Genomic DNA, 13,481 nt, shown 5'->3' on the forward strand with positions numbered 1-13,481 from the left:
GACCAGGTACGACAAGCTCGCCGTCCGCTACGAGTCGACCGTCCAGCTCACCCTCATACGACAGGCGCTGTGACCACATCTCAAACACGTCCTAGTAGTGCTTCGATCGCCTCTGACCCGCCCTACCGCCGAGACCGTGGTGCGCCGGAGGTTCGTCCCACGGTCTCACTCAGCCGGTGGCTGGATGTAGTCCTCCAGGCGCGCCACAGCGAATCCCTGCTTCTGGATGCGCTTGAGCAGGTTGCCGAACATCTCCGTCATCGTGGTGCCCTTGAGTTCCTTGGGTCCGCGGAAGTGGGCGAGGATGATGTCGCCGGGGCGCAGCTTCTTGTCGGCTTCCTGATACCGCATGGTGCTGATCTGCATGGATTCCTGCCACCGGACGATGGCCCGGGGCCCGCATTCCCCCACCGCGGTCTTGGTGTCGCTGTTGTATGCGCCGTAGGGCGGGCGGAACAGCAGCGGTGCGGTGCGGTACTGCTGGGTGAGGATTTTCTGGTCGCCGCACACTTCTTCCTTCTGGCGGGCCAACGGGACGGTGTTCATCGCGGGGTGGTGCAGGGTGTGGTTCTGGATGTGGTTGCCCATCGCCTGCAGTGGTTTGAAGTACCCGTAGTCCGACTTGATGGTGTCGTTCATGAGGAACATCGTGATCGGAATCTTCAAGTCCCTCATCATCTCGATGAACTTGGGGTCCTTCTCCGCTCCGTCGTCGACCGTGATGAAGACGACCTTCTGCGAGGTCGGTACGTGCTCGAAGACCGGGACGGTTCCGTTAGCGGAGAGTTTGACGGGTTTGTCGGCCGGGGGTTTCGGGGGCACGGGCAGCGGCGTGAGACCCCACTTCTGCCACGTCGTGGCGCTCGGTGCGGTGCTGGGGGCCGCCTGCGGCGAGGTGGCGGTCGGACCGGTTGCGCTGCCACCCCCTGCACTGCAGCCGCCGGCCGCCATGATCGTCACGACCCCGCCCGCTAGCACCCCGTGGAACCCGCTCGGCCTGTTGTGCCGCTTCACCGCACCGGTCTTCCGTAAGTGCCGTGCCGTCCTTGCCTCTGCTGGGAAAGGTACCCGGGCACGCGGGAGAGGGCGTTCATTGACCAGGCCGAGTACGCCGGCGCGCCAGTTCTCGGTGAACAGCAACTCCTCGATCGCGCTTCCGGCACGATGCCATCGGTCGAGGTGGCGACCTCTTTCATGCTCATTTCGATGCCGAGTTCGGCGAGCGCGGCCCGCTGCGGCTCAGTGCGCTTGCCCCGGCGACTCTTTGGTGTTGCTCATGAACACGCCCCGCTCTGCGATCACCGGCTGTGGCTCGCGTAAGGGGTCGTATTCCCTTCGGCGGTTACCACGGTCCGGCGGCGCGCCGGTCGCCTGTAGCCCGCGGCACGATTCGGCCGTCGTCGAAACGAGCCCTGTTCTCGTTCCCGGCCGCCCAGAATGCGGAGCAGTCGAGCGAAGGAGGACCTCATGTGTGTGCGTATGCGGGCGACGGCCGTGCTGTTCGTGGCGGCTGCGGTGGTGGGAGCCGTTGACCCGGCCGCGTCGGCGCTCCCTGCTCCCTGCTCCCTGGGAGACGAGCAGCGTGCATCATCCTGTGCACGCGCAGGGCTACCAGGTCTCCTCTGATCACCCCTCCGGCGCCGTCACCGTCATGTGCCCGGGCGGCTGCTACCAGTAGAGACTCGTCCGCTTTCCCTGTGTCCTGGTCGATGAGGCAGCAGGGAGCGTCCTTGGCCGATGGGCGTGCGGGCAGTGAGAGGCCCTGGCTGGATGCGGGAGACCAGCGAGGGCTTCAGCCAGACGATTGTCCCCATGGGCTGGAGGTGAGGCCCGGGGACACCGCCCCCTCCGCAGGCACAGATGAATGCGCAACCACCCCTGTGCTTGTTCCATCTTTGGCATCGGGCACTGTGCGAGGGGGGCGGCCAGCGGCTTCGGCCGTTGCCCTGCGTACCCTGACGGCGCTCTTCGCACCGCGTGCATGCTCCCGCGCGCGGTGCCCGGCCCGGTGTGGCGGTGCAACGGCTGGGCAGCATCTGCTCGGCCATTGCCCGTCTGTGAGGGGTCGTCATGCGCTCCAGCTTCCGCGCCGCGTCGTCCGTCATGCTTGCCGGGTTGTTCCTGGCGGGCTGTTCTTCTGCTCCGACGGTGTCCCCCGCCATATCGTCGGCGCCGTCGTCGGGATCGGGCGCGCGGGGCGGTGAGGGACCTGGGCGGGCGATCGCGGTCGGCGCCGGCCCGCAGAGCACGTACACCGTGCAGAAGCAGCCCCCGGCGGGCAGTTGCCACTTTCGGTACGAGAAAGGGGAGCCGCTGGAGGATCCGGCGTGCACACCGGGCGCGGTCTCCCCGGCGGTCACGCAGGCGAATCTGAAGTCGACGATCTGCCGCAAGGGCGGCTACACCTCCGGCATCCGGCCTTCCACCTCCGTCACGAGCAAGGAGAAGGCGCTGAGCGCGGCCTCGTACGGCTACAAGGGCCCCATGGGCGATGCCGAGTACGACCACCTCATCAGCCTGCAGCTGGGCGGCGACCCGAACGATCCCCGGAATCTGTGGGTCGAGCCGCCGGACCCGGGCCACAAGGCGGGCGGCGGGGTCAACAACCTGAAGGACCCGGTGGAGACGAAACTGCACACCGCGGTCTGCGCCGGCAAGGTCACCCTCACGGCCGCGCAGAAGGCCATCGTCACCGACTGGACCACGGCCCTGAGCACCCTCGGCCTTGGGTGAGGGCCCGGCGGTTGGAGGATGTCCGGTCGGACTATCTGTAGGTCCCCGGCGGGTGTACGGCAGTCGTACACAGCTGAAGGCCCCGGCTGGACGGGGGAGACCAGCCGGGGCCGTGGGTGGTGGCGTGCGGAGGGCGGTCGCCTCTCGGCGGAAGGCTCCATGGGGCTTCAGCCGGACGATCGTCCCCATGGGCCATAGGTGAGGCCCGGGGACACTGTCCCCTCCGCAGCCACACTTTGATGAACGATCAACTTTCCGGGGTTGTTCCCCCGACTGCCTGGCAGCCGCTGTGAGGTGGCACACCCGCCGGCCTTCTGGGGATGTGGGGGGAAGGCCGAGAAACCGGGCCGCCCGTGCCGGCTCGGCCGACGGGTCGGGCGGCAGTGAGCAAGACCGAACGGTCTGACAGTGGAGGCCGGCAGCGAAGCGATCGAACTCGGTTTCCGGTCAAAGGGCCGGTTGCAGCGGACGGTCGGGCCCCGAGACCGGTAGCGGCACGTACCCGCGTCCTGGCCGTGTCGCTCGTCTGCGGAGAGGTGCGGCGCCTGAGCGCTCGGCTGAGCTGGGTGATATCGGCTGCCAATGCGTGGCACCCGTTCACCTATGACTGAAACAGACCAAAACGGTGTGCAGTCTTTGCGTTGCCTGTGCTTGGATGGCGTCAACGCGACGGGGGTACGCGGGAGTTGACGTTGTGCCGCCGTCGGTTGAGACCAACACCGGGGGTACAACTTGAAACCGAGAAGGCTGCTCACTACAGGGGCCGTGGCACTGGGACTGCTCGCAACAGCCGCCCCGTCAGCATCAGCTGCGGCCGGCCAGTCGGGCGACGGACAGCTGCGCGTCACCATCGGCCAGCCCGGGTCCCGGGCGAGCGCTCTGGCCAGCCCGGCCGCGAATGCGTCCTGCACGGTCAACCGCATCACGGTCAACCGCTTCAGCGAGTGCGAGTGGGTCACCGTCCATCTCGACGTCGTGAAAGTCATCAACGGGCGCCCGGTCATCGAGGGCACCGCCGACTTCAGCGTCAAGCACCAGATGACGCTGAAGACCAACTCCGCCAACTGGAGTGAGAAGTTCACCATCTCCAAGGCGGCGACCACGGGCCAGGGCAACGGCGTGGCCGTCAAGTTCTCTGCCACCTCCGGCGGCGGCACCAGGGCCACTGTCCACTTCCAGCAGGGCCACACCCTCGACAGCGCGGCCAGCGGCAGCGTCGACTACAAGACCGCCGCCATCGCTCCGAAAAAGATCAACCCCAAGGCGAAGACCACCTACGGCTACACCTTCACCAAGGCCGGCTACAGCCCCGGCAGCGTCTCCTACGCCTCCGCCGTCTACCGGTGCGACAACTACTACGGCAGCACCCGGGCCAGCCGGTCCGGATGCGCCATCCCGGAAGCGCCCACCGGGGTGAGCATGGTCGGCCTGGCCCGCATCGACGAAGGCATCCGCAACCTCCGCTCCCGCGGCGGCCATTACGGCGACCCGAACGGCGGCAAGCCCCTGCACTGGATGATCAACAAGACGCAGGAGGGCCGCAACCGGGCCGCGGTGTGCCCGCGGACCGCGCCGGCGGACATGCGGCGCGCCGGCCGCACCTCGTGTGACGAGTACCCGTTCGCTTCCACCTACGAGGGCGGCACCGCCCTTCCTGCCGCTCAGCGGGAAATCACCTGGGTCAAGGTGAATGAGAACAAGGCCCAGGGCGGACGCATCACCGCCTGGCGCGGCCAGATGCACGTCATGGATCACGACCCGTTCTACGTGATCGCCTGACCGCGGCTACAGTCCCCGCAAGACTGGGTGCCTCTTCCTGCGTCGATCGGGAGGGGGCACCCTGCCCCGTTCAAGGAGGCTTTCCATGCTGGTCCGTGCATCGTCGTTCACTGTCGAGCTCGGCGAAGGCGGCTATCTGATCGGCTTCACCGACGACTACGAGTACCCCAAGGAGATGCCCTTCGGCTGGCGCTGCGGTCCGGCCTCCGACGCCAGCGCCGTCGTTCTCACCACCACCGACACCGGCCCCCTCCAGCTGACCGTCCAGGTCCACGACGCCCCGCCGGTACCCGAGAGTGAGGGCGAGTGGGAGCCTGCCGAGGAGATCAGCCTGCAGGCGGACCTCCCCGCCCTCTACGTCGCGACCCTCGAACAGGGCGACATCCTCGACGCATGGCCGGACGACGAACCTCCCCTGGAGTTCCCGCTCTCATCCGACGGGTCGGACTGGGTGCGGATGCGCCTGTACTGCCACGCCGACGACCCCGAACCCGGCATCGGCGACCACGGGGAACGCCACCTGGTCCAACTCTGGCCCGCACTCCACACGCCCCCCGTACACCCTGACATCACTGAGGAAGATCGCCAGGCCCGCGCCGACTACGCGGCGGACATGGCCATGCCCGCGGAGGAATACACCACCACGTACACGGACACGCACCACGATGGACAAGACTGACACCGCTGGGCCGTACCAAGGCCCTCCGTCCGGCCTGATGATTGCTCTTGTGGCGGTCGAGGGGCCGGGGTGTTGGCGCTCCTCGAAGGGGGCTCCGGCCGCAATTGGTGATGCTGGCGTTCAGCGGCCGGTTTGCGGTGCAGGCCAAGAGTGCCCTTGGGGTGAAGCGTCTGTCGGGCGCCCCGCGCGTGAAGTCCCGGTACTCATCCTGAGCGATGCTTTCGTTCGCCCACCGTCCTCGCACTGCCCTTGTGCTGGTCTCGGCAGCGGTGAGCGCGTCAAGAGCATCTAGCTCAGCGTGGTTTCGCCGGTCGACCAGGATCCGTTCTGGGACAACCTGCTGAAGCCGTGGTGAGCCTCGCCGAATGCATCCCCTTTACGCGCCATCGCCTGCCGGCTTGATCGGCACGACACCTGAGGTGAACACGCACCCCGAGGCCGGGTCGGCCCGGAGCCGGGGACGGCTGACCGGCCTGCCACGTTCTCATGCTGCCGGTTCGGGCATGTGAATCGAGCACCGGGGAGCCGTGCTGACCTCGAAGCCGCAGCCAGACGGACAGCAGCAGGCCCCTGCGGCGGCGCAGTCTCCGTGAGCGGGGCTGCAAGAGGTCGGTCCAGGTGAACGCATGGTTCTGCATCGTGATCGGCCTGTCGCCACCATGGCCGCTGGCACTGACAATGCCCTGCTCACGCACTCGCCCAAGTCCTCACCTCTGCCGACCCTCGCATCTGGTCCACGGCCGCCGGACGCTCACGGTCCCGTCCGGCAGCTAGGCCCGTCGGCAGGTCCGGGAGAACACTCCACCGCTTGGTACCAGCTGTTACCATCAGGAGATGGCGAAGACACAGAAGGGCTGGCGCGTCGACGACGAGATCGCGGAACTTGCCACGGCCCGAGCCAAGGACCGCGGCATGAGCGTCGGCGACTACATCGCTGCTCTCGTGCGGGAAGACGTCGGTGGGTTGCGGCAGCGAGGCCTGGACGCGGCGAGGCGCTTCCTCGACGAACACCAGAGCGTCTTCGACGAGGCCGAAGACGCCGACCGTCCCACCTCGGGGGCACACGCCGCGTAATGGACCTGTACATCGACGTCCCCTGGGTTCTGCAGGTCGCGGAAATCGCGGGCGCGGCAGATCCCGCCCCCGACGACTACGGGGTACCGGTGGCCGCAGTCGCCTGCCACCGGGCCGAACTACTGGATACGCCCGTCTACGCCGGCCCCTACACCCGCGCCGCCGCGCTGGTGCACATCCTCGGACGCTGCCGCTGGCTCGAGCGCTCCAACATGGCCGTGGCCGCCGCAACCGGCGTGATGTACCTGGAGGCCTCCGGGATCCCGGTCAAACCCACGCGCGAGGACGCCGTCGCCCTCCGCGACATGCTGCGTGATCCCTCCTGCACCGCCGCCAGGATCGCCGCCCTGCTGCGTGCCTGGCCCCAGGCCACCTGAGCCGTACCGCACGGCACCAGCCATCATGACGGTGCCCCCTCGACGGAACTCACGAGCCAATTCCTTTGCGGGGCGGGCCTGTCCGGTGTCCGGCCTGAATGCCGCAAGCGGCCGGTAGCGTGACGTGCACGATCCCGCACCGAGCGTCAGTAGTTGAGCCATGGCGTGGCTGGGTGACCAGCCGGGCGGCGCAGGCCGTGTACGGCGATCTTCACGCCGTGTAGGCCGGCGCCATCCTCTACGGTCGGCGGACATGCAGTCGCCCACGGGCACGCCGCTGGGGGAGTGGGATGAGGAACCGGGAGAAGGCGCTGTCCGTTCTGGAGGCGCTGGGCGAGCGCGGTCGGGCGACCGGGCACGGCTGGGTGCTGAATACGGAGTCCCTGCTGCCGCACCAGCAGAGCGTCAACGCCCTGGAGAGTCCTGGCCTGGTGGAACTGGCCGGCCGGGAGGTCCGCGCGGAGCCGTCGGCGCTGGAGGGCCGACCAGTATGGTGGGCGGCCCGCGTGACCCCGTACGGACACGACACCCTCACCTACGCCCACGCCCGTCCACAGCCGCGCCGTCACCCGGTGGGGCCGGGTCAGACCGGCGGCTGGTAGAGCTGATCCCGTCGCAGATGACGGCGCTGCGCGTGTTCGTCCACCTGGCCGGCCAGCTTCGGGTGGCGCCGGCCGAGGGGCTGGCCGAGCAGGTCCGTGCGGCGTTGTGTGACCACGGGATCAAGCGGTGGCGGCTGCATCTGACCGAGGAGCAGATGAGGTCGGCGGCCTACGGCTTCTGGATGCACCGGATGACCGGCTCCGCCGCGGAGGGCAACCGCTTCGCCCGCGAGTACGGGATCGTCCACACCCCCGGCCCGGAGAACACCCTCGAGTCTTCGCAGAGCCTTCCGGGACTCGTGTGAGGCACCCGTGCCCTTCGGAGGAACGCGCAATCGGCCAAACCTGGTGCTCGCGCGGCACCTCACCGGGCAGGACATCCGGGGTGAACCCGCCCCCGCGCGGGGCGTTTCACGGAGGGACTGGGGCGTCGTGCATCCCGGCAACGGGCTACCACAGGGTCCGGTAGGCCCGGCAGGGGATCCCACAGGGATCGCAGTCGCAGCAGTCTTCGCAGTGCTGCCAGAACGCCTGCCAGGCCCGGTCCCGGCGGCGTGCTGCCGCGAAGTCGCCGGTGCGCTGTATGTGGCCGAACGCCCCCCGCTGTCGTGCCACTTCCAAGCAGGCGGGCTCGTCGGTGATGTAGGGAAACAGGGCATGGAGCCGGCCGGGCGGCCAGACGCGGCGGATGACGACGCGCGCCAGCGGGACTGGCGCTCCGCCAAGGGGTCGAAGGGCTGTCGGCCGGCTGTACGGGGGGCGGCCGTCGTGGTCAGTGACGTGATGTGGTCGGCGAAGTCGGCGTCGGGCAGGGGCAGGTCGAGGTCGTCGTCGACGTAGGCCACGGCTGCGGGGACGTAGTCAAGGAGGGCGCTGACCGCTGCTGTCCTTGTGGCCAGGTCTGACGTGTCTTCGTCGGTCTTCAGGCCCCGCAGGACGCGCAGGGTCGTGGCCAGTTCTTGTGGCCCGGCTTCTTCATCACGGGCGAGGGACGTTTCTGTCTGGGTGTGCCACCACTCGGCTTCTCTCTGTTCGCCGTGGGCCGTGTGGTGGAGGTAGAGGCAGTAGACGGCGGGGCTGTCTCCGGCTCCGGCGGCGTACTGCCACCAAAACCGTGCGGAGTCTTCCCGCTCGGTGAGCTGGAGGATGCACCCCAGCACCCGTGCTCCTGCTGGTTCGGGCAGTGACCGGGCCACGGAGTGCCGCAGGCTGGCCAGGGCCCCGGTGCTCATGACGGCTGTCTCGCACAGGGTGCGCAGATCCTGCGCCGCCGCTCCCGCACCGGCGTGCCCCGCGGGCCGGGGTGGCTCGCAGGGTGCGGGCCCGGTTTGCGGGGCGGCTTCGGCGCGGCGGGCGGCGACCCGCGCGGCGATGCGGTCGGCCGCGGCGTCGATGTCCTCCTGGGGCGCTCCGGAACTGTGAGCAACGACTTCAAGCGCGTGGAATCGCACGACTGCCCGATGTCCGCCTGTGCCGCCCCTGCGGGCTCCCCATGCAGGACCGGCAAGGGCAAGGTGGCGATCCAGTACCACACCGCCCGCTTCCGCCTCGTCCCCCAACTCGCCAAGACGCCCAGCGTGCCGACCCCCGCCGTACGCAAGCCGGGGTCGATGTGGACCGAGCTACCGCGGCCGGTGAGCGCCGGCGCCGAACCGGCCGGGCACGTCCGCCTCGGCTACGCCCGGACCTCGACCGCCCGGCAGTCCCTCGACGCGCAGCTCGACTCCCTCGCCGAGGCCGGAGTGACGCGCATCTTCTCGGAGAAGATCTCCACCCGCGCCACCCGGCGCCCCGAGTCGGAGGCCACCGTCAAGCTCGCCGGGGAGATCCGTTCCTCCGGCGTCGCCGTCACCCTCGTCGTCCACGAACACAAGCGGCTCAGCCGAGGCATCGAACTCGCCATGCTCGCCGAAGAGCTGAAGGCGAGCGATGTCGGGCTGGAGTTCCTCACAGGCGAACTCAAGGGCTCGCACGACCCGTCCGGGATCATGTTCACGGTGCTGGCCGCGATGTCGGGCATGGAGCGCGAGTACATCCGCGACCGCACCCTGGAGGGCCACGAGTCCGCCCGCAAGCGCGGCAAGACGATCGGTGGCGCGGGCGTCACCGACGAGTCGATGCTGTCCATGGCCCTCCACCTGCGCAAGCAGGAGATGAGCCTGCGCGACATCGCCAAACGCCTCGTCATCACCACCGGCACGAAGAAGGGCCAGCACCCCTCACCCGCCACCGTCATGCGCATGCTGCGTGAACACGACGAGCACACAACCGCGATGGAAACCGCCGGCTGACTCGCGGCCCAGCCCTTGACGCTGATTCCGCGAGATGAATGATCACCTCGTGCCCGCCTTGGCTTGTGCGCCCACCAACCACCAGTAAAACCCGTGGGGATGGGCGCCGCGCAAGAGGCCAGTGATCGTCACTGCGGAGGTTGAAAACACCCCCGTCAGGCTTCGGGCGGAGACGGCGCGGCATGGTCTCACCAGGGAATCGGCCCGTCCTCGGCCAGAAAGACGCCCGTCGGGCCGTCCTCGCCCACAGTCGCCAGGTCAACCGCGACGGCCGCGCCCTCCTCCGCCGTGCGTATCCCGGTGTGGCGGTTGAGGTCGGTCGCGCAGTAGCCGGGACTCACCGCGTTGACCAGGATCCCTTCGGCGCGCAGTTCATTGGCGTAGAGCACGGTGATCGCGTTCAGCGCGCTCTTCGAGGTGCAGTAAGGGAGGAGAACCGAGGAGTAGGCAGACCACGGGCTGCCTGGGTCGGCCAGGTGGGTGAGGGAGCCGAGTTCGCTGGACATGTTGACGATGCGTGCGGCGGCGGAGCGGCGTAGCAGGGGGAGCATGGCGTGGGTCACCGCGATGACGCCGAACACGTTGGTCTCGTAGACCTGCCGGACGGTGGCGGCGGGGGTTTCACTCGGTTTTTGCGGACCGGCGGCGATCGCGGCGTTGTTGACGAGGATGTCGAGGCGGCCGAACGTGGCGTCGATGTGCTTGGCGGCGGCCTGGACCGAGATCTCGTCGGTGACGTCCAGCGGTACGAACCGTACGTCGGCGCCGTCGGCGCGAAGCTCCTCGGCCGCCGCCTCGCCATGCTCGGCGTTGCGGGCGCCGATCAGCACGGTGATGCCGAGGGCTGCGAGCCTGCGCGCCGTTTCCTTGCCGATGCCCTTGTTCGCGCCGGTGATCAGAGCAGTCTTCTGCGAAGTCGTCATGGCACCCAGCCTCCCCTCACCCACGGGCGGCAGGGAAAGACCAGAAGACTCTGGATCTATAGTCCACAGATATGAGTGAGCTAGAGGTGCGGGAGCTGAGGTACTTCATCGCGGTCGCCGAGGAACTGAACTTCAGCCGGGCCGCGCAACGCCTGGGGATGGCGCAGCCCCCGCTGTCGAAGGCGATCGCTCAGATGGAGTCCCGGCTCGGTGTACGCCTGCTGGAGCGCACCACCCGGCAGGTGAGGCTGACCACCGCCGGTCAGGTGCTGCTCGACCAGGCCCGGATCGCGGTCGACGCGGTGCACGCGGCGGCCCGGCGTGCACGCCGGGCCGGTCAGCCGACACCCCAGCTCGTCGTGGCGGTCAAGCCGGGAGGCGATGCCGGGCTGCTGCGGGAGATCCTCGCCGCCTACCGGGGAACGGGTTCGCATCTGCCGCCGCCTGAAGTCGTCGTCGGCGGCAGCGGAGAGCCGATCGCCATGCTGCGGGACGGCCGTGCCGATGTAGCGCTGCTGCGCAGCCCGTTCGACGGTCAAGGGCTGGATTCCCAGACGCTCGTGGTCGAGCCGCGACTGGCCGTTCTCCCCGCCGCGCACCGCCTGGCCGGACGCCGGCGACTGCGGCTGACCGACCTCAAGGGCGAACCGATCCCACGCTGGAAAGGGGCCGCCCCCTCCACCACCGCCTACTACACAGGATGCGACGGAGCGGAAGCAGGCGATGGCCACACAGGCTTGGCGCCGGCCGACCCTCCTGAGGGGCCGCTCGTGGCCAGCGTCGAGCAACTCCTGGAGGTGGTCGCGCTGGGCCAGGCGGTGGCGTTCCTGTCACTCTCCACCACCAAGCGGCACCAGCGCCCGGACATCGCATACCGGCCGGTCACCGGCCTCAGCCCCAGCGCGGTCATGGTCGCCTGGCCGGAGACCTCGCGATCCGCAGCCGTCGCCGCCTTCGTCCAAGCCGCCCACGACGTCGCCGCCCACCACCCCGACCACATGACCGCACTGGCCTACTGACCGGGGGCACTCACCCCTCGCCATGACGATCACCGCAGGACCAATTTTAGACAACCACCAGCGCGAAGAAAGGCCAGCACCCCCTCACCCGCCACCGCCATGCGCATGCCGCCTCGTCCCCGCGCTCGACCGCTACGGCCGGTCCCTCAAGGACCTGGTCAACATGGTCGGCGAACTCCGCCGCCGCGAGATCGGCTTCTGCTCTCTGCACGAACGCCTGGACACCACCACCCCCGGCGGCCGTCTCGTCTTCCACGTCTTCGCCGCCCTCGCGGTTATCTCAAGCTCGCCGATCAAGCAGGGCTGTGACCTGGGCGGTCAGGTCAAGGACACTGTCTTCGACCTGGCTGCGTAACGTATTCGAGGGCCGGTCAGCGCGGGCTGATCGTTACTGAAGAGCGATGCGGTTTGCTGGGCTCGGGGGCTGGCTCACAGCCACCGCTTGGCTGCTTCGAGGCTGTCGCCGCCGCTCGTGTTGAACGCGATTGCGGCCTCCGGCGCGTGACGCCGAACCAGATTCACGACCTGCTCAAAGAGCGGCAGAAGCGGCTCCGGTTTGCGGATCCCACCCCCGATGACGATGACGTCCCAGTCGTGCTCGGACAGTGCTGCAACGATCGTCGACTCCGCCGACTCGTCCAGCCCGATCAGCGTCATGGACGCATCGATGGCGTGTTCGCCAAACCGGGTCAGTTCCTGTTCGAGGGCCGCTCGGATGCTGTTTCCATCCATGCCGGGCACTGCACGCGGGTCGATTCCAAGAATGAGAACGCAAGGCATGTCCATGAGGACGATCAGGCGACCGCCCAGGTTCCCGATGCACGAGGCCCGACGCACCAGAAGGACGACGCCCTCTGGGGAATCACGTGAAGTCAGCCGAACTACGTGGTCGTCGACGCTGTGCGTGCGGATGCCTGCTGGTCACCAAGCGCATGAGCGAGTTGCCGTCGCAGACGCTGGTCTTCTTCCGTGAGGTGTCGATTCCGTTCCAGGGCCGCCTCCAGGCGTGCGTGCAGTGAGGCATCGGAGGAGCGCTCAGCTGCCGGAATCAGCGGCGAGGGGGAACGTCGAGTCGTGTCACGGAGCCGTTCGATCTCGGCTCGGATGTCAGGCTGGCAGTAGAGCCAGGAACGTGAGATGCCTGCGCGCCGGGCGACGCCCTCGAAGGAGACCGGGGCTCCGGTGCGGTCGAGTTCTCGCAGGGCTTGGATGGCCTTGGCGCGTGTCAGTTCGTGCCGCTTGCGGGCAGCAGCAACGAGTGGTCCGGTGTTGGGTTCAGGAGGCATCGGTCGACGTCTCACCGGTGTCTGGCTGGCCGTCATCTTCGAGGGACGTGATGATCTTCTCCAGGTTGTCGGCGACCTGTCGGTTCATTTCCACGAGCCGCTTCTGCCCACGGGCTTCGGCAGCGGAGATGATCTGCAGAGTCTGCTGGCGCTGTTCACGGTGCTGGGGCAGAAACTCGGCGGTCGTGATGAACATCGGGCAGGTCAGACACGAGTTGGCGTGCGGGCAGGACTGCACCACCGGCAATCCGCAGTAGCCGTTTGGCAGAGCCTGGGTGGCCCGGGAGAGCCTCTGTTTGGCCCATGCCGCCTCCGCTAGAGGGCCGGCCGGGTCCAGGGCGACGGTCTCGCCTTGGGCGTTGACCTTGCGTGCCTTCTCCCAGTGCCGGCGGACGGTCGTGTCCGACAGCCGCGCGTAATGGGCGGTCATCTGGGCCGAGGTGTGATCAAGGATCTGACGGACGACCTCCTGCGGGACGTCCTTGTTGATCAGCCTGGCCGCCATGGCATGCATGCGTGGCACGACTCCCCGTTCACCGGCTTCCGCTTCAACCTCGCCGCTGGGGCGAGGGCAGCATCAACAGGGTTTCCGGGTCAGTCGGCGTACTGCCGGTCGGCGAATGGCTCCAGCAACGAGCGCGGCAACCACACTCTGGGGAGTGGGCGCCCTGCCGATGCTGATCTGCTGGGCCTTGGCCCACCATCACTACTCGCTGCT

15 protein-coding genes are annotated in these 13,481 nt (G+C 68.3%); 10 read left to right on the forward strand and 5 right to left on the reverse strand.

Annotated features, from left to right (window positions below; all coding sequences use genetic code 11):
• Window positions 1-165 precede the first annotated feature (165 nt).
• On the reverse strand, window positions 166-822 hold the full coding sequence (locus tag ACFVWD_RS48720) for a polysaccharide deacetylase family protein (RefSeq protein WP_389604872.1): 657 nt from the start codon (window positions 820-822) through the stop codon (window positions 166-168).
• Between the two features lie 1,248 nt (window positions 823-2,070).
• Between ACFVWD_RS48720 and ACFVWD_RS48725 the strand changes: the two genes are divergently transcribed.
• From ACFVWD_RS48725 to ACFVWD_RS48760, 8 genes are all read left to right on the forward strand, one after another.
• Window positions 2,071-2,733 (forward strand): hypothetical protein, encoded by a 663-nt coding sequence (locus ACFVWD_RS48725; protein WP_389604873.1) that lies wholly within the window; start codon window positions 2,071-2,073, stop codon window positions 2,731-2,733.
• A gap of 765 nt (window positions 2,734-3,498) precedes the next feature.
• Entirely contained in the window at window positions 3,499-4,512 is a 1,014-nt protein-coding gene (locus ACFVWD_RS48730; protein ID WP_389604875.1) for a NucA/NucB deoxyribonuclease domain-containing protein, read from the forward strand.
• 85 nt (window positions 4,513-4,597) lie between these two features.
• Entirely contained in the window at window positions 4,598-5,191 is a 594-nt protein-coding gene (locus ACFVWD_RS48735) for a hypothetical protein (protein ID WP_389604876.1), read from the forward strand.
• Between the two features lie 834 nt (window positions 5,192-6,025).
• Window positions 6,026-6,265, forward strand: coding sequence for a hypothetical protein (locus ACFVWD_RS48740; RefSeq protein WP_382129874.1), 240 nt, complete (start codon window positions 6,026-6,028; stop codon window positions 6,263-6,265).
• A complete protein-coding gene (locus tag ACFVWD_RS48745; RefSeq protein WP_389604878.1) occupies window positions 6,265-6,642 on the forward strand; it encodes a fic family toxin-antitoxin system, toxin component in 378 nt (125 codons plus the stop codon). Before ACFVWD_RS48740 ends, ACFVWD_RS48745 begins: the two co-directional genes overlap by 1 nt.
• A gap of 290 nt (window positions 6,643-6,932) precedes the next feature.
• Entirely contained in the window at window positions 6,933-7,244 is a 312-nt protein-coding gene (locus tag ACFVWD_RS48750) for a hypothetical protein (RefSeq protein ID WP_389604880.1), read from the forward strand.
• 17 nt (window positions 7,245-7,261) lie between these two features.
• Window positions 7,262-7,549, forward strand: coding sequence for a DUF6417 family protein (locus tag ACFVWD_RS48755; protein ID WP_389604882.1), 288 nt, complete (start codon window positions 7,262-7,264; stop codon window positions 7,547-7,549).
• 1,023 nt (window positions 7,550-8,572) lie between these two features.
• Window positions 8,573-9,535, forward strand: a complete 963-nt coding sequence (locus ACFVWD_RS48760) for a recombinase family protein (RefSeq protein WP_389604883.1) — start codon at window positions 8,573-8,575, stop codon at window positions 9,533-9,535.
• A 188-nt stretch (window positions 9,536-9,723) separates the two neighbouring features.
• On the opposite strand, the gene ACFVWD_RS48765 is transcribed toward ACFVWD_RS48760, so the two are convergent.
• Window positions 9,724-10,458 carry an SDR family oxidoreductase gene (locus ACFVWD_RS48765; protein ID WP_389604885.1) on the reverse strand — a complete coding sequence of 245 codons (735 nt, stop codon included), beginning with the start codon at window positions 10,456-10,458 and terminating at the stop codon, window positions 9,724-9,726.
• A 71-nt stretch (window positions 10,459-10,529) separates the two neighbouring features.
• On the opposite strand from ACFVWD_RS48765, the gene ACFVWD_RS48770 reads away from it, so the two are divergent.
• Both ACFVWD_RS48770 and ACFVWD_RS48775 read left to right on the forward strand, forming a co-directional pair.
• Entirely contained in the window at window positions 10,530-11,477 is a 948-nt protein-coding gene (locus ACFVWD_RS48770) for a LysR family transcriptional regulator (RefSeq protein WP_389604886.1), read from the forward strand.
• Between the two features lie 22 nt (window positions 11,478-11,499).
• Window positions 11,500-11,832 carry a recombinase family protein gene (locus ACFVWD_RS48775; RefSeq protein ID WP_389604888.1) on the forward strand — a complete coding sequence of 111 codons (333 nt, stop codon included), beginning with the start codon at window positions 11,500-11,502 and terminating at the stop codon, window positions 11,830-11,832.
• Between the two features lie 74 nt (window positions 11,833-11,906).
• Here ACFVWD_RS48775 and ACFVWD_RS48780 read toward each other — a convergent pair whose 3' ends face one another.
• From ACFVWD_RS48780 to ACFVWD_RS48790, 3 genes are all read right to left on the reverse strand, one after another.
• Window positions 11,907-12,257, reverse strand: a complete 351-nt coding sequence (locus tag ACFVWD_RS48780) for a hypothetical protein (protein ID WP_389604918.1) — start codon at window positions 12,255-12,257, stop codon at window positions 11,907-11,909.
• Between the two features lie 101 nt (window positions 12,258-12,358).
• Complete coding sequence (locus ACFVWD_RS48785; RefSeq protein WP_389604890.1) at window positions 12,359-12,799, reverse strand: DUF6262 family protein; 441 nt, start codon at window positions 12,797-12,799, stop codon at window positions 12,359-12,361.
• The gene (locus ACFVWD_RS48790) at window positions 12,753-13,286 is read right to left on the reverse strand and encodes a hypothetical protein (RefSeq protein ID WP_389604891.1); all 534 of its coding nucleotides are present in this window, start codon (window positions 13,284-13,286) and stop codon (window positions 12,753-12,755) included. The genes ACFVWD_RS48785 and ACFVWD_RS48790 overlap by 47 nt, the downstream gene beginning before the upstream one ends.
• Window positions 13,287-13,481 lie beyond the last annotated feature (195 nt).

Source organism: Streptomyces sp. NPDC058086, from assembly GCF_042885015.1.
Lineage (GTDB): Bacteria > Actinomycetota > Actinomycetes > Streptomycetales > Streptomycetaceae > Streptomyces.